This window comes from Streptomyces bicolor (genome assembly GCF_000719285.1).
Classification (GTDB): Bacteria; Actinomycetota; Actinomycetes; order Streptomycetales; family Streptomycetaceae; genus Streptomyces; species Streptomyces bicolor.
In genome coordinates this window covers 39263-55221 of the sequence record NZ_JOFS01000039.1, presented here as the reverse complement: position 1 = coordinate 55221, position 15959 = coordinate 39263, and the positions used below count along the sequence as shown (strand labels likewise).

The window sequence follows — 15959 nt, the reverse complement described above, 5'->3', positions numbered from 1 at the left end:
CCTTGGCGGAATCCGAGGAATTCGACGTCGTGGTCGTGGGCGGAGGACCCGCCGGATCGACCCTGGCCGCACTCGTGGCCATGCAGGGACACCGAGTACTGGTCCTGGAGAAGGAGTTCTTCCCCCGCCACCAGATCGGCGAGTCCCTCCTGCCGTCCACCGTGCACGGCGTGTGCCGGATGACCGGGGTCGCGGAGGAGCTCGCCAAGGCGGGCTTCCCGCGCAAGCGCGGCGGCACCTTCCGCTGGGGCGCCAACCCGGAGCCGTGGACGTTCTCCTTCTCCGTCTCCCCGCGCATGTCCGGACCGACGTCCTACGCGTACCAGGTGGAGCGGTCCCGCTTCGACGAGATCCTGCTGAACAACGCCCGCCGGGTGGGCGCCGACGTTCGCGAGGGCTGCGCCGTCGTCGACGTCGTCGCCGACGACGAGCGGGTCCGCGGCGTGCGGTACACCGACGCCGGCGGAGCCGAACGCCGGGCCCTCGCCTCGTTCGTCGTGGACGCCTCCGGCAACAAGAGCCGGGTGTACCAGCGGGTGGGCGGCACGCGCGAGTACTCCGAGTTCTTCCGCAGCCTCGCCCTGTACGGCTACTTCGAGGGCGGCAAGCGACTGCCCGAACCCAACTCGGGCAACATCCTGTCCGTCGCGTTCCCGAGCGGCTGGTTCTGGTACATCCCGCTCAGCGACACCCTGACCAGCGTCGGCGCGGTCGTACGGCGCGAGATGGCGGACAAGATCCAGGGCGACCGGCACAAGGCGCTCATGGCCCTGGTCGACGAATGCCCCCTCATCGGCGAGTACCTCGCGGACGCCCGGCGCGTGACGAGCGGCCCGTACGGCGAACTCCGGGTCCGCAAGGACTACTCGTACCACCACACCACGTTCTCCCGCCCCGGCATGGTGCTGGTCGGCGACGCCGCCTGCTTCGTCGACCCGGTGTTCTCCTCCGGCGTCCACCTCGCCACGTACAGCGCGCTCCTCGCGGCCCGCTCCATCAACAGCGTGCTCGCCGGACTTGTCGACGAGCCCCGGGCGATGCGGGAGTTCGAGGCCCGCTACCGGCGTGAGTACGGCGTCTTCTACGAGTTCCTGCTCTCCTTCTACGAGATGCACCACGACGAGGACTCCTACTTCTGGCAGGCCAAGAAGGTCACCCGGACCGACCGGCCCGAGCTGCAGTCCTTCGTCGAACTCATCGGCGGGGTCTCCTCGGGCGACCAGGTCCTCACCGACGCCGACGTCGTCGCCAAGCGCCTCGCGGCGGGCTCCGCGGAGTTCGCCGACGCGGTCGGCACGCTCGCCGGGGACGCCGACGACAGCATGGTGCCGCTGATGAAGTCGTCGGTCGTGCGCGAGGTGATGCAGGAGGGCGGCCAGGTCCAGATGCGCGCGCTCCTCGGCGCCGACGCCGAACCGGAGGCGCCCCTGTTCAGCGGGGGTCTGGTGCCGTCCGCGGACGGCATGTTCTGGCAGGAGACGAGCCGGGCCGCGCGCACCGCCGACGGCGCGGGCGAGTGAGGGGGACACGCGCATGGCGCGGCCGACGGACCTCTCGATGCACAACCGGCGCGACCGTCTCGACCCCCTGCCCGAACTCACCCGGCTGAGCGCCACGGCACCGCTGACCCGGACCGGCCTGACGGAGGACCCGTCGGCCGACACCGGCTGGCTCGTCACCGGGCACGACGAGGTGCGCGCGGTCCTGGGCGACACGGAACGGTTCAGCACCCAGCTGCCCGGCGACAGCGGGCGGCCCGCCCAGGTGGGCAACCTCGTGCAGTACGACCCGCCCGAGCACACCCGGCTGCGGCAACTGCTCGCACCCGAGTTCACCGTCCGGCGGATGCGGGGCCTGGAACCGGCCGTCGACCGGATCGTCGAGGACTGTCTGGACTCCCTGGAGAAGGCCGGACGGCCCGCCGACTTCATGCGCCACGTCGCCTGGTCCGTCCCGGGCATGGTGATGTGCGAGCTGTTCGGCGTACCGCGCGACGACCGCGACGAGCTGGCCCGGCTGCTCAAGGTGGGCCGCCCGGCGTTCCGGGGCCGGCGCACGCAGGTGACCGCGGGTGGCGCCTACCTCGCGTACATGGGCCGGCTCGTGGCGCGCAAACGCCGCGAACCCGGCGACGACCTCCTCGGCAGGGTGGTGCGCGAGCACGGCGCGGAGGTCAGCGACGAGGAGCTCCTCGGTCTCGGCGCGTTCGTCATGGGCTCGGGCGTCGAGAACGTGGCGGCGATGCTGGGCCTCGGCGTCCTCACCCTCCTGGAACACCCGGCACAACTCGAACTGCTGCGCGCCCGACCGGAGTTGACCGACCGCGCGGTGGAGGAGCTCATCCGCTACCTCTCCGTGATCCCGACCGCCAGCCCCCGGATCGCACGCGAGGACGTCACGCTCGGCGGACAGGTGATCAAGGCAGGTGACCGGGTCGCCTGTTCACTGATCGCCGCCAACCGCGGCACCCCGGAGGGCACCTCGGACGGCCTCGACATCACCCGGGACGCCACCACCCACGTGGCGCTCGGCCACGGCATCCACTATTGCATCGGCGCGTCCCTCGTCCGCATGGAACTGCGCAGCGCCTACCCGGCGGTGCTGCGCCGCTTCCCCGAGCTGCGGCTCGCCGCACCTGCGGCGGAGATCCAGTTCCGGCCGCAGGCCCCGTACGGCGTGGAAACACTGCCCGTCACCTGGTAGCCCGTCACCTGGCAGGAGGAGCCATGTCCCAGGCAGCCACACCCCGCGCGGAGACACCGGCCGCGTCCCGGGCGGCCGGCCGCGGCGCCACCGAACCCCAGCTCGTCTACGCACGCCGCGACCGATACGCCCCGGCGACCGCCCTGCGCGAGCTCGCCGCCCACGGCCCGGTCACCAGGGTCGAGGTCGGGCCGGGCACCGACGGCAGGTCCGTCTGGCTGGTCACCGGCTACGCCGAGGTCCGTCAGGTCCTCGCCGACCACGTGCGCTTCTCCACCCGCCGCCGCTTCGGGTCGAGGACCGCGACCGGCCGCGCCGCCGGGGTCCGGCCCGACCCGATGGTGGGCCAGCTCATGGACTACGACCCACCCGAGCACACCCGGCTGCGGCACCTCCTCACCCCCGAGTTCACCCTCCGCCGCATCCGCAGGCTCCGGCCGTGCATCGACACGATCGTCGGCGAACGCCTCGACGCCCTCGCGGCGGCCGGCCCGCCCGCCGACCTGGTGCCGGCGTTCGCGCTGCCCGTGCCCGGCGCCGTGCTCTGCGAGCTCATCGGGGTGCCCCGCGACGACCGCGACGAGTTCCTGCGCCGCGCCCATGGCTTCCTCGCCGCCGGCCAGGGACGCGGCCGGCGGGCAGCGGTGGGGGAACTCCTGTCCCGGTACATCGCCGCGATGGTGGAACGGCAGCGCCGCGACCCCGACGACGGCTTCCTCGGCATGCTGGTGCGCGAGCACGGCGACGAGATCACCGACAAGGAACTGCGGGGCGTGTGCGTCCTGCTGGTGCTGGCGAGCCTCGACAACCTCTCCGGCATGCTGGGCCTCGGCACGCTGCTGCTCCTCGAACACCCCGACCAACTGGCGGCCGTACGCGACGACCCCGGCGCTGTGGATGGCGCGGTCGACGAACTGCTCCGCCACCTCACGGTGCCGCACGCGCCGACTCCCCGGATCGCCCTCACAGACGTCACCGTCGGAGGACAACTCATCAAGGAGGGCGAGTACGTCCTGTGCTCGCTGCCGATGGCCAACCGGGATCCCGCCCTGCTGTCCGAGCCCGACCGCTTCGACATCACCCGGGAGCCCGCCTCCCACGTCACCTTCGGGCACGGCATCCACCACTGCCTGGGCGCGCCCCTCGCCCGCATGCTGCTCGGCGTCTGCTATCCGGCCCTGTTCGGGCGCTTCCCGGGGCTGCGGCTCGCCGAGCCCGCGGCCACGGTCCCGTTCCGGGTGCACGCGCTCGCCCATGGCGTGGACCGGCTGCCCGTCACCTGGTGAGAGGGGATGAGGGACATGAACGAGACGGGAGTCCGAACGGCCGGGCCGCGCGTCGAGGTCGACCGCAACCTCTGTGTGGCCTCCGGTCTGTGCCTGGCCCACCTACCCGCCGTCTTCGACCAGTCGGACCGGGACGGCAGGGTCCTGCTCGTCGATCCGGCACCCCGGGCCGGCCTGGTGCCGGCGGTGCGGGCGGCCGCGGACCGCTGCCCGTCCGGCGCGATCACCCTGCACGAGCCCGGCCGACCGGGCCATGACCTGGAGGAGGAGTGATGGAACGAGGTGCCGTGAGCACCGAGGAGGCGACCGTGACGGCGGTACGGGACGTCGTCGCGCCCCTGTGGTGCGAGGCCTTACAGGTGCCCGAAGTGGCCGACGAGGACGACTTCTTCGCACTCGGCGGCCATTCACTGGCGGCCCTGCACGTGATGACCACGATCGAGCAGACGTACCAGGTGGAGCTGGGCGGCGTCCGCGACATCTGGGAGAACCCGACCCTCGGTGAGTTCGTCGCGGCGGTCGCGGCGCTCGTCACCGGCACCGCCGAGTAGGCCCGGCCGTGCGGGCGGAAGGCGCGCAAGACATGGGGGGCGGCTGTACGCCGGCACTGCTGCCGGCGCTGCGGGAGGGCCGGGCCCGCATCGACGTGGCCGGGCGGCGCCTCGAAGGAGACGAACTGACGGGCGCCGTCGGCGCGCTCGCCGGGTCCGTGGCCGGCGCCCGCAGGGTCGCGGTCGTGGCCCACCCGAGCATCGCCACAGTCGTCGCCGTCGCCGGTGTCCTGACGGCCGGGGCCACCGCCGTCCCGCTGCACCCGGAGGCCGGCGGGCGCGAACGCGCCCACGTCCTGCGTGACGCAGGGGCCGACCTCGTCCTGGACGAGCCCGACCTCACCGCCCGCGCCGCGCCGCCCCCCGAACCACCTCCGGACGAGACACCCGCCCTCATCCTCTACACCTCGGGATCCACCGGGCCCCCCAAGGGCGTCGTCGTCCCGCGCCGCGCGATCGCCGCGAGCCTCGACGCCCTCGCCGACCTGTGGCGGTGGACCCCGGACGACGTACTCGCCCACGCGCTGCCGCTGTCCCATGTGCACGGCCTCGTCTTCGGTTCCCTCGGCCCCCTGCGCATCGGCTCCCCGCTCGTGCACACCGGCCGCTACCTCACGCCCGTACCGCACGCCTCGGTCTACTTCGGGGTGCCCGCCCTGTGGGGGTCGATGGGCGCGGCCGACCTGCGGGAACTGAGCTCGGCGCGGCTGCTGGTGTCCGGCGCGGACCGGCTGCGCCGGGCGGTCACCGAGCGCGTGCACCGGCTCTCCGGACACCGCATCCTCAACCGGTACGCCATGACGGAGACCCTCGCCATCGCCTCCCCCCGGGCGGCGGACCTGCACACGGACTCACCGGCGGGCTCCGTGGGACACCCGGTCCCGGGGATGGAGGTGCGGCTCGACGGCACGGACGTGGTGGGCTCGGGCGGCGAGGTCCGGGTGCGCGGCAGCGGGCTGTTCTCCGGCTATCTGGGGCGCGACCCCGCCGTCGACGACGACGGCTGGTTCGGCACCGGAGACCTCGGTGAGTGGCTGCCGGACGGATCGCTGAGGCTGCTCGGCCGCAAGGACACCGACCTGATCAAGAGCGGCGGCTACCGGATCGGCGCGGGCGAGGTCGAGGACGCGCTCCTCGCCCACCCGGCCGTCGTGGAGGCGGCCGTGATCGGCGTGCCCGACGACCGGCTCGGGCAGCGCGTCGCCGCGTGGATCGTGGCGGACGACCCCGACCGCGCCCACCTCATCTCCTTCCTCGCCGCCCGACTCGCCCCGTACAAGCTGCCGCAGGAGATCCACGTGGTGGACGCCCTGCCACGCACCGCCCTGGGCAAGGTGCACAAGAGCCTGCTCGCGACGGAGTCCCGACCCCGATAAGTACCGGACCACCCAATGGAGTTGGCAGGCCATGCCGCAGTCCTTCACATCGCGGTCCCTGACGCCGCAGTCCTGTACGCCGCCGGCCGCGCACCGTCCGCTGGAGCTGCCGGTGCGCGAGCCCAAGCCCCGCACCCGCGGGCGGACCATGGTCATCGACACCGGGGCACCGCTCCGCTGGTTCGAGGACGTCGTGGAGAGTGCCGGAGACCTCATCGACCTGGTCAAGTTCGGCTGGGGGACGGCGCTCGTCACCACCGGCATCAAACACAAGACGGAGGTGCTGCGGCAGCACGGCATCTCCTACATGTTCGGTGGCACCCTCTTTGAGAAGTACGTGCTGCGGGGCCGGTTCGAGGACTACCGGGGCCTGTGTCTGGAACACGGCTGCGACCGCGTGGAGGTGTCCGACGGCACCATCGACCTCGCCCCGGTGGACAAGAGCCGGTACATCACCCGGCTCGCCGCGGATTTCGAGGTGGTCTCCGAAGTGGGGTTCAAGGACCCGCACCGCTCCGAACTGTTCGCGCCGAGCCAGTGGATCGCCGGGATCCGACGCGACCTGGACGCCGGGGCACGCTCAGTGATCCTGGAGGCCCGCGAGAGCGGCACCAGCGGCATCTGCCGGGCCGACGGAGAGCTGCGGTTCGGACTCGTCGAGGACGTACTCGACGCCGGGCTCGACACCGACCTGCTCGTCTTCGAGGCGCCCACGAAAAAGCTCCAGACCTATTTCGTGAAGCGGGTCGGCAGCGACGTGAATCTCGGCAACGTCGCCTTGTCCGACATCATCGCCCTGGAAACACTGCGGCTCGGACTGCGCGCCGACACATTGCTGGACATGGAAGAGTCGAAGGTGACCCGGTGAGGAATTCCGCGGACGCATTTCATATCGCGGTGCCGACCCGCGATCTGGACGCCGCCGCACGGTTCTACAATGAGCTGCTCGGCTGTCCGGTCGCCCGCCGCTATGCCGACCGAGTCACATTCGACTTCTTCGGCGACCAACTCGTCTGCCATTACTCACCTGACGAACCGGTCCCGGACCGTCCACAGCTGTATCCACGGCATTTCGGGGTGACGTTCCGGGAGCCCGCCGACTTCGACGCGCTGCTGCGCCTGGTCGAGGTGCGGAAGGTGCCGGTCTTCCAGGAGGTGCGGTCCCGGTTCGGGGGAACCGTCGAGGAGCACCGCACTCTGGTCCTGATCGACCCGACCGGCAACCTCCTGGAGTTCAAGCACTACACCGACCCGCGGATGATGTACTGACTCACGGCAGCCGCACCGCCCGCACCTCCTGCGCCCCGGCCGGCGAGGCACAGCCGGCCAGTCCCAGCGCGTCGCGCAACTCCTCCGCCAGCAGGTCGAGCACCCGCCGCGCCCCGGCTTGCCCGCCCGCGGCGAGCCCCCACACCGGCGGCCGGCCCACCAGCACCCCGGAGGCACCCAGGGCCAGCGCCTTGAGCACGTCCGTGCCGCTGCGGACCCCGCCGTCCACCAGCACCTCGCACGACTCCCCGACCGCCTCGGCCACGGCGGGCAGCGCCTCGACAGCGGGCAGCGCGCCGTCGAGCTGACGCCCGCCGTGGTTCGAGACCACCACCGCTTGAATCCCGAGTCGGGCCGCCCGAACCGCGTCCTGCGGCGCGAGGACCCCCTTCAGGACGATCGGCAGCCGCGTCACCGACCGCAGTGCCTCCACGTCCGACCAGGTCAGACCGGGGGAGAACGCAGCCGCCGTGTGCGCGGCCACCGCGGAGCCGTGCGTGGCGGTGCGGTGGGCCGCCGACGGGGCACCGGAGTCCAGATGCGCGGCCCGCACATGACGAGGCAGGGCGAACCGGTTGCGCACATCGCGCGGGCGGCGCCCCATCCACGGCACGTCCACCGTGAGCACCAGCGCCTCGCAGCCCGCGTCCTCGGCACGACGGGCCAGGTCCAGGGACCGCCCACGCTCGCGCAGCCAGTACAGCTGGAACCACACCCGCCCGCCGGCCGCCGTCACCTCCTCCACGGGCACGCTGCTCAGCGTCGCGACGGTGAAGGGCACCCCCGCGTCCCGCGCGGCCCGGCCGGCGGCCAGCTCCCCGTCGGGGTGCACCAGCCGCTGGTAGGCGACCGGCGCCACCACCACCGGCATCCGCGCCGGCCGCCCCAGCAGCGTCGCGTCCGTCGTGCACCCGGAGACGTCCCGCAGCACCCGCGAGGTGAGGAAGACCCGGTCGAAGGCGGCGCGGTTGGCCGTGAGGGTCAGCTCACGGCCACTGCCGCCGGCGATGAAGTCCCACACCTCCCGGGGCAATACGGCCGCCGCGGCCCGCTCGACGTCGTCCAGGTCACGCAACTCCTGCGGGCCGGACGGGGCGTCGAGCGCGCGGGACGTCCCCGCGGCGTGCGCCCCGCCCGGCCCGCCCCCGTCAGTACTCGGCACGCCGCCCCGCCCGCTCCAGCTCCACGGCCTCGTACAGGGCCTTGATGTTGGAGCTGCCGAACGTCCGCGCCCCCTTGCGCTCGATGACCTCGTGGAAGAGGGTGCGGCGCGGGTGCGTGGAGGCGGTGAAGACCTGGAACAGCTGGCCGCCGTGGTCCTCGTCGACCAGCAGGTTCGTCGACCGCAGGTCCTCCAGGGTGTGCGCCTGCAGGCCGATCCGCTCGCCCAGCAGGTCGTAGTACGTCCCCGGAGTGCTGAGGAACTTCACACCGCGCCCCGACAGCGCCCGCACCGAGCGGACCGCGTCCTCGCTGGAGAACGCCAGGTGCTGGACGCCGGGACCGTGATGGCTCTTCAGGAACTCGTCGATCTGCCCCGGCTGTGCCTCGGGGTCGGGCTCGATGAGCGTGAGGGTGACCGCCTCGGACACGGCGCTCTGCACGACCTTGGACTCCATCGCCTGGGCGCCGACGACGATGCGCTCCTGGTAGCTCTCCCGGAAGCCGAGGGCGCGTTGGTAGAAGCGGGCCGTCCTGTCGAGCTCACCCGCGTCGAGGCACACCGCGAGGTGGTCGATGTCCAGGAGCCCCACCTCGCCGCCGGTGGTGTCCCGCGCGCCAGGGACCGGCACGAACCCGGCCGGCAGCCCGGGGCCCTCACCAGGGGCCCGCTCCACGAGCGTGTGTACCACGTCGCCGAAGCCCGACACGACGGCCGTGACGCGCGGCCCGTCGCCCTCGTGCCGGGTGGGCGGGCGGACCGGTTCCGCACCGCCCGCCACCGCGGCGGCGAAGGCCGCGGACACGTCGGCGGTGCGCAGGGCGATGTCGGCGACGCCGTCGCCGTGCGTGGCGACGTACGCGGACGCGGGATGCCGCGCCGAGGCCGCCTCGGTGAGCGCCAGGGTCGTCCGCCCCTGGCGCAGGGCGATGCCGCGGTGCTCGGCGAAGTCCCCGGTACCGACGACCGTGAAGGCGTAGCCGTCGACCCAGGCGTTCACCGCCCGGTCGAGGTCGTCGACATACAACTCGACGTAATCGATGGTGAGATCGGTCAGTAAATCCGTCATGAGAGTCCTCGCGCGGAGAGGGTGCGGATTTGAATTCCTCGGACCACCGCCCGAACACGCCACGCGGACTTGGCTGTTCCATTTCCCTGGGCGCCTTTACCGCCGGACGGCGAGGTCGAATACTTCTGATGCGGACCCGATCGTACGGAGGTCGGCTGAATACCGCAGCTGTCAAAGATGAAGGACTCAAGGATGAAGGACTCAGGTGATGGAAATCCTGAATTCCGAGATCATTAGGGCAGAGTTGCCCGCGACCACCTTGCACGCCTCGCTCGGCGACGCGTCGATGGCGTCCATGACACTCCTCAACGAGATCGCCGGCACCTATCCGGACGCGATCTCCTTCGCGGCGGGCCGCCCCTACGAGGGCTTCTACGACGTGTCGCTGGTCCACGAATACCTGCGGACCTTCTGTGACCACCTGCGCACCGAACGGGGGATGAGCGAGCCGGAGGTCGCCCGTACGCTCTTCCAGTACGGCGACACCAAGGGGATCATCCGCGACCTCGTGGCGCGCAGCCTCGCCGAGGACGAGGGCATCGAGGCCGACCCGGCGTCCGTGGTCGTCACCGTCGGCTGCCAGGAGGCGATGTTCCTGGTGCTGCGCGCGCTGCGGGCGAGCGACCGGGACCTGCTGCTCGCGCCGAGCCCGACCTACGTCGGGCTGACCGGCGCCGCGCTCCTCGCCGACCTGCCCGTCCTGCCCGTGCGCACCGGCACGGACGGCATCGACCTCGACGACCTCGCGGACCGGCTGCGCGAGGCGCGTGCCGCGGGCCACCGCGTCCGCGCCTGCTACGTCACGCCCGACTTCGCCAACCCGGTCGGCGTCAGCATGTCCCTCGCCGACCGTCGGCGGCTCCTCGAACTCGCCGCCACCGAGGACCTGTTGCTCCTGGAGGACAACGCCTACGGATTACTGAACAGCGCGGCCGAGCGGCCGCCCACCCTGAAGTCGCTCGACCGGCGCCAACGCGTCGTCTACCTGGGGTCGTTCGCCAAGACCGGCATGCCCGGCGCCCGCGTCGGCTACGTCGTGGCCGGGCAGCGGGTCAGCGGGGCCACCGGGGGCGACTCGCTCCTCGCCGACGAGCTGTCGAAGATCAAGAGCATGCTCACGGTCAACACGGCGCCCATCGCCCAGGCCGTCGTCGGCGGCAAACTCCTCGCCCACGACTACAGCATGGCCCGCGCCAACCGCCGGGAGGCGGAGGTCTACGGCCGCAACCTGCGACAGGTGCTCGACGGCCTCGACCGGCGCCTCGGCGGACGCACCGACATCTCCTGGAACGCCCCCACGGGCGGCTTCTTCGTCGTGCTCACCGTCCCGTTCACCGTCGACGACGAACTGCTCGCCCACGCGGCCCGCAAGCACGGCGTGCTCTTCACACCCATGCACCACTTCTACGGCTCCACCGCCGGCCACCGTCAACTGCGCCTGTCCATCAGCACGTTGACACCCGACCGGATCGAGGAAGGCCTGGACCGGCTGGCCGCGCTGATCGGCGAGCGGCTGTCCGAGGAAGAGCGCGCGGGGGAGACCCTCCCGAGTGGTGCGTCGTGACCATCCGCACGCTGGCAGTCGTCGGCACCGGCCTCATCGGCACCTCCGTGGCGCTCGCGGCGAGCAGGCACCGGGTGACCGTCTATCTCTCCGACCGGGACGAGACCGCCCTGCGCGCCGCCGCGGCCCGGGGCGCCGGCCGGCCCGAACCCCCGCCCCACCCGGTGGACCTGGCGGTCCTCGCCGTGCCGCCCAGCCAGATCGCCCCGGTCCTGGCGCAGGAACAGGCGCGGGGCCTCGCCCGCAGCTACACCGACGTGGCGAGTGTGAAGGCGCGCCCCGAACGCGAGATCCTCGCGACCGCTCCCGATCCGTCCTCCTACGTCGGCGGTCACCCCATGGCCGGCCGTGAGCGGTCGGGGCCCCTCGCGGCCCGCGCCGAGCTATTCAGGGACCGCCCCTGGGTGCTCACCCCCACGCGGTTCACCACCAAACTCGCCTTCGACCGGGCCGTCGGGCTGATCGCGCTGTGCGGCGGGGTGCCCCGTGTGATGCGAGCCCGTGCGCACGACGACGCGGTCGCCCTGACCTCCCACGCGCCGCACCTGCTGGCCAGCCTGATGGCGGCGCGACTTCGGGACGGCCCGGTGCCCGCGGCCCGCCTCGCCGGGCAGGGGCTGCGCGACGTGACCCGGATCGCCCGAGGCGACTCGCGGCTGTGGGGCGACATCGTGGAGTCCAACGCGGGGGCGGTCGCGGACGTACTCACCCGGCTCCAGGAGGAGTTGGCCGGCGTGGTGGCGGCCCTGTACGACCTCGCCGCACCGGACGGCGACGGGCCGGGCCCGGAGACCCGCGGCAAGAGCAGGCACACCCTGGTGGACCTGCTGGAGCGGGGCATCGCCGGGGTGGGGGAACTGTCCGAGGACCGGGCCGACGGCGGGGAGCGCTGACGGCCATGACACGGGGCGGCAGTCGGCCGGCATGTACACGGGTGCGCAAGGAGCCTGTATCCGAGGCGTCTGTTGTGTCCGCGCTGTGACCGCCGCCCCCGTAGAACTTGGCCCATGCCCACTACTCACAAGCGAACCGCTTCCACCCTGCTCGCGGTGTCCGCGCTGCTCACCGGCGCGTTCCTCACCGCCTGTTCCGACGACGGCTCGTCGTCCAACGAGGCCAAGGCGCCCGCCGGGGCCGAGGCCTCACCCACCAGCCCCGAGGACCAGGCCCTGGCCTTCTCGAAGTGCATGCGGGACAACGGCGTGGCCGCCTTCCCCGATCCGGAGCCCGGCGGCGGTCTGGCGCTCAGCCCGGACAGTGGTATCGACCCCAACTCCGCCGAGTTCCAGCAGGCGTTGCAGGCCTGCCGCGACAAGATGCCCCAGGGCCAGGTCGGCGGCGGGCCCGGCGGCGGGGAACTCGACTCCACGAAGGTCGCCGCCTGGGCGAAGTGCATGCGGGAAAACGGCCTGCCGGAGCTTCCCGACCCGGAGATCAACGGCGGCAGCATGAGCATCGACTTCGCGGCCAGCGGCATCAATCCCGGCGGCGAGAAGTGGAACAAGGCGCGGACAGCCTGCCAGGACAGGTGGCCCGGCGGTGCTCTCACCGGCTCGGGCGGTGGCCAGTGACCGCACCCGACGAGACCCGCGAGCGGGAGCACGGGACGGACCCCGAAGCGTCGGTGCCGCACCCACCCGGCGACGACACCTCCGGCCCGCCGGGCGCCGCGGGCAACGGCGGCGCCCCGGACCCCTCCGCGGAGCTGGAACTGCGCAAACCGGGCGAGGTGTCGCCGCCCGGCACGGGGGACCTGGAGACGAGGACCACGGCGGCACCGGACGTCGCCACCCGCCCCGGCACGGACGTCGACACCGCGACCACGCAAACCGCGCCCGACGGGGCGGGTGGTGACGAGGCGTCGGCCCCGGCGGCCTCCCGTCGGCGCCGCCCCTGGCGCACCGCGGGCCTCGTCGCCCTCGCGATCGCGGTCGTCGCCGGAGCCGGGGCCGCGAGCGCCGGCGTCCTCGGCGGCGACGGCTCCGGCGCGGACGTGTCCGCGCCCGACGCCCCGCCCAGCACCACCGAGGTGAAACGCACGACGCTCACCCGCAACGAAACCGTGGACGGCAGCCTGGGCCACGGCGACGTGTCGGCCGTACAGGCACCGTCCGGTCAGCAGGGCGGCTCAGGAGTCGTCACATGGGTGCCCGCCGACGGCGACGTCATCAAGCGGGGCGATGCCGTCTACCGGGTCGCCGAGCAGGAGGTACCGCTCCTGTACGGCTCGATCCCCCTCTACCGGCAGATGCAGGAGGGCAGTGAGGGCGCCGACGTGCGGATGCTGGAGAAGAACCTCGCCGCACTCGGCTACACCGGCTTCGACGTCGACGACGAGTACACGTCCGGCACCGCGGACGCCGTACGCGACTGGCAGGACGACCTCGGCCGCGAGGAGACCGGCACCGTACGGCCCGGCGACGCCGTGATCGCCGAGGGCGCCCGGCGCGTCGCGGACGTGAAGGCGCTGCCCGGGGCCCCGCTCGGCGGCACCGTGCTGACCTGGACCGGCACCGAGCGCGTGGTCAGTGTGGACCTCGACGCGCAGTACGAGGACCTGGTCCGCAAGGGCACCAAGGCCACGGTCACCCTGCCCGACGACACCACCGTGCAGGCCGAGGTCACCGACATCGGCACCCCGACCACCGGCCAGGACGGCGCCCCGTCCGGCGCGGGCTCGGACGACGGCGGCGACTCCGACAAGGCCACGCTGCCCGTCGAGTTGAAGGTGGCGGACCAGAAGAAGCTCGGCAGCTACCAGGCCGCCGCCGTCGACGTCTCCCTGAAGGCGGAGACCCGGGAGAACGTCCTTGTGGTGCCCATCAACGCCCTCGTGGCACGGCAGGGCGGAGGCTACGCCGTTGACGTCGTCGAACCCGACGGCGAGGTGCGGCGCACGCCCGTCGAGGTCGGCATGTTCGCCGACAGCATGGTCGAGATCTCCGGCAAGGGCCTCGCCGACGGCACGGTCGTGGGGGTGCCCAAGTGACCCTGACACCGGGCCCGGTGGTCGAACTCGCCGGGGTCTCCAAGACGTACGGTGACGTCCGCGCCCTGAAGGACGCCGACGTTGTCATCCACCGCGGTGAACTGCTCGCCGTCGTGGGCCCGTCCGGCTCCGGCAAGTCCACCATGCTCAACATCATGGGCACCCTCGACAGACCCACCACCGGCACCGTGCGCATCGACGGGCACGACGTGGCCCGCCTGACCGACCGGGAGCTGTCCGCGCTGCGCGCCCAGGCGATCGGGTTCGTCTTCCAGCAGTTCCATCTCGCCCCCGGCGTACCGGCGCTGGACTCCGTCGCCGACGGGCTGCTCTACAGCGGCCGTACCCGCGCCGAGCGGCGCGGGCTTGCCGAACGCGCCCTGCGCAGGGTCGGATTGGGCCACCGGCTGCACCACCAGCCGCACCAGCTCTCCGGCGGCGAGAAACAGCGGGTGGCCATCGCCCGCGCGGTGCTCGGCGATCCACCGCTGCTGCTCGCCGACGAGCCCACCGGCGCGCTCGACTCGCGCTCCGGCGCCGTCGTGATCGACCTGCTCCACGAACTGCACCGGGCGGGCACCACCGTCGTCGTGATCACCCACGACCGGGACATCGCCGCCGCACTCCCGCGCGAGGTGCGGATCAAGGACGGCGGCATCGAGTACGACACGGCGCGCGGGCACACCGGAGCGGTTCCCACGACCCCGGTCCTGGAGGAGGCCACGCGATGAGCCAGACGACACAAGGCCCGCCCCGGTCCCGGCCGGACACCACCGCCCGCCCCCGCCCCAAGCCCGCCCGGCTCCGCCCCGCCGACGTGCTGCGGGTCGGCGGATCCGGACTGCGGTCCAGGCCGCTGCGGGTGTTCCTGTCGGCCCTCGGCATCGCCATCGGCATCGCCGCCATGGTCGGCGTGGTCGGCATCTCCACATCCAGCACGGAGGACCTCGACCGGCGGCTCGCGGCGCTGGGCACCAATCTGCTCACGGTCACCGCGGGCCAGTCGTTCACCGGCGGCCCCGCCCATCTCCCGGACGAGTCGGTCGACATGATCGGGAACATCGACGGCGTCACCGCGGTGTCCGCCGTCGGCAGGACCGACGCCAAGGTCTACCGCAACGACCGCGTCCCGAAGCAGGAGACCGGCGGCCTCACGGTGTCCGCGGCCCGCACGGACCTGCCGAGCAGCGCGGGCGTCGAGGTCGTCGACGGCCGCTGGCTGAACGCCGCCAACGCGCGGTACCCCGCCGTCGTCCTCGGCCCCAAGGCCGCCCAGCAGCTCGGCGTCTTCCAGGCCGGCGCCGACAGCCGGGTGTGGCTCGGCGACCAGTGGTTCACCGTCGTGGGCCTGCTCGCCCCCAACGACCTGGTGCCCGAGCTGGACTCCGCCGCGCTCGTCGGCTGGCCGGTCGCGGAGGAGGAGCTGGGCTTCGACGGCTACCCGACGACCGTCTACACCCGCACCGAGGAATCGGCCGTGACCGACGTCCAGTCCGTCCTCGGCCCCACCGCCAACCCGGAGAACCCCAGCGAGGCCAACGTGTCGCGGCCCTCCGACGCCCTGGAGGCCAAGCAGGCCACCGACGACACACTGAGCGGCCTGCTGCTCGGGCTCGGCGCGGTCGCCCTGCTCGTCGGCGGGGTGGGCGTGGCCAACACGATGGTCATCTCCGTACTGGAACGCCGCTCCGAGATCGGCCTGCGCCGCTCCCTCGGCGCGACGCGCGGACAGATCCGCACCCAGTTCCTCTGCGAGGCCCTGCTGTTGTCCGCGCTCGGCGGCCTGGGCGGCGTCCTCCTCGGCATCGCCGTCACCTCCGGATACGCCGCCTACCAGGGCTGGCCGTCGGTGGTGCCGACCTGGGCGATGGCGGGCGGCGTCGGGGCGACCCTCGTCATCGGCGGCCTGGCCGGGTTCTACCCCGCCGTCCGCGCCGCCCGCCTGCCGCCCACGGAGGCGCTGGCCACCACCTGACCCCCGGTACCGCGG

Annotated in this window: 16 protein-coding genes; 14 read left to right on the top strand and 2 right to left on the bottom strand. The window is 72.7% G+C overall.

Annotated elements, in window-relative coordinates:
- Positions 1 to 2 precede the first annotated feature (2 nt).
- Genes IF78_RS0136725 through IF78_RS0136690 form a run of 8 tightly spaced genes read left to right on the top strand, consistent with a single transcriptional unit; the run spans position 3 to position 7185 of the window.
- Entirely contained in the window at positions 3 to 1520 is a 1518-nt protein-coding gene (locus IF78_RS0136725; protein ID WP_425314639.1) for a tryptophan 7-halogenase, read from the top strand.
- Between the two features lie 13 nt (positions 1521 to 1533).
- Positions 1534 to 2703: a cytochrome P450 gene (locus IF78_RS0136720; RefSeq protein ID WP_031487066.1), complete on the top strand. Its 1170-nt coding sequence runs from the start codon at positions 1534 to 1536 to the stop codon at positions 2701 to 2703.
- A gap of 23 nt (positions 2704 to 2726) precedes the next feature.
- Positions 2727 to 3989 carry a cytochrome P450 gene (locus IF78_RS0136715; protein ID WP_078662721.1) on the top strand — a complete coding sequence of 421 codons (1263 nt, stop codon included), beginning with the start codon at positions 2727 to 2729 and terminating at the stop codon, positions 3987 to 3989.
- Between the two features lie 15 nt (positions 3990 to 4004).
- A complete protein-coding gene (locus IF78_RS0136710; protein WP_051828462.1) occupies positions 4005 to 4262 on the top strand; it encodes a ferredoxin in 258 nt (85 codons plus the stop codon).
- Positions 4262 to 4540, top strand: a complete 279-nt coding sequence (locus IF78_RS0136705; RefSeq protein ID WP_031487063.1) for a phosphopantetheine-binding protein — start codon at positions 4262 to 4264, stop codon at positions 4538 to 4540. Before IF78_RS0136710 ends, IF78_RS0136705 begins: the two co-directional genes overlap by 1 nt.
- A gap of 32 nt (positions 4541 to 4572) precedes the next feature.
- Positions 4573 to 5916 carry an AMP-binding protein gene (locus IF78_RS0136700; RefSeq protein ID WP_051828460.1) on the top strand — a complete coding sequence of 448 codons (1344 nt, stop codon included), beginning with the start codon at positions 4573 to 4575 and terminating at the stop codon, positions 5914 to 5916.
- A gap of 31 nt (positions 5917 to 5947) precedes the next feature.
- Entirely contained in the window at positions 5948 to 6784 is an 837-nt protein-coding gene (locus tag IF78_RS0136695; RefSeq protein ID WP_078662720.1) for a phosphosulfolactate synthase, read from the top strand.
- Positions 6781 to 7185 carry a VOC family protein gene (locus IF78_RS0136690; protein WP_031487060.1) on the top strand — a complete coding sequence of 135 codons (405 nt, stop codon included), beginning with the start codon at positions 6781 to 6783 and terminating at the stop codon, positions 7183 to 7185. Before IF78_RS0136695 ends, IF78_RS0136690 begins: the two co-directional genes overlap by 4 nt.
- A gap of 1 nt (position 7186) precedes the next feature.
- On the opposite strand, the gene IF78_RS0136685 is transcribed toward IF78_RS0136690, so the two are convergent.
- A complete protein-coding gene (locus IF78_RS0136685) occupies positions 7187 to 8260 on the bottom strand; it encodes an alpha-hydroxy acid oxidase (RefSeq protein WP_031487059.1) in 1074 nt (357 codons plus the stop codon).
- A 73-nt stretch (positions 8261 to 8333) separates the two neighbouring features.
- Complete coding sequence (gene hppD, locus IF78_RS0136680; RefSeq protein ID WP_031487058.1) at positions 8334 to 9416, bottom strand: 4-hydroxyphenylpyruvate dioxygenase; 1083 nt, start codon at positions 9414 to 9416, stop codon at positions 8334 to 8336.
- A gap of 208 nt (positions 9417 to 9624) precedes the next feature.
- Between hppD and IF78_RS0136675 the strand changes: the two genes are divergently transcribed.
- From IF78_RS0136675 to IF78_RS0136650, 6 genes are all read left to right on the top strand, one after another.
- Positions 9625 to 10980 (top strand): aminotransferase-like domain-containing protein, encoded by a 1356-nt coding sequence (locus IF78_RS0136675; RefSeq protein ID WP_107050090.1) that lies wholly within the window; start codon positions 9625 to 9627, stop codon positions 10978 to 10980.
- Positions 10977 to 11873, top strand: a complete 897-nt coding sequence (locus IF78_RS0136670) for a prephenate dehydrogenase (protein WP_051828458.1) — start codon at positions 10977 to 10979, stop codon at positions 11871 to 11873. The genes IF78_RS0136675 and IF78_RS0136670 overlap by 4 nt, the downstream gene beginning before the upstream one ends.
- Before the next feature lie 114 nt (positions 11874 to 11987).
- On the top strand, positions 11988 to 12551 hold the full coding sequence (locus IF78_RS0136665; protein WP_031487055.1) for a hypothetical protein: 564 nt from the start codon (positions 11988 to 11990) through the stop codon (positions 12549 to 12551).
- Positions 12548 to 13969 carry a peptidoglycan-binding protein gene (locus IF78_RS0136660; RefSeq protein ID WP_234439945.1) on the top strand — a complete coding sequence of 474 codons (1422 nt, stop codon included), beginning with the start codon at positions 12548 to 12550 and terminating at the stop codon, positions 13967 to 13969. The genes IF78_RS0136665 and IF78_RS0136660 overlap by 4 nt, the downstream gene beginning before the upstream one ends.
- Positions 13966 to 14700: an ABC transporter ATP-binding protein gene (locus tag IF78_RS0136655; RefSeq protein WP_031487053.1), complete on the top strand. Its 735-nt coding sequence runs from the start codon at positions 13966 to 13968 to the stop codon at positions 14698 to 14700. The genes IF78_RS0136660 and IF78_RS0136655 overlap by 4 nt, the downstream gene beginning before the upstream one ends.
- Entirely contained in the window at positions 14697 to 15944 is a 1248-nt protein-coding gene (locus IF78_RS0136650; RefSeq protein ID WP_037642098.1) for an ABC transporter permease, read from the top strand. The genes IF78_RS0136655 and IF78_RS0136650 overlap by 4 nt, the downstream gene beginning before the upstream one ends.
- Positions 15945 to 15959: the final 15 nt, after the last annotated feature.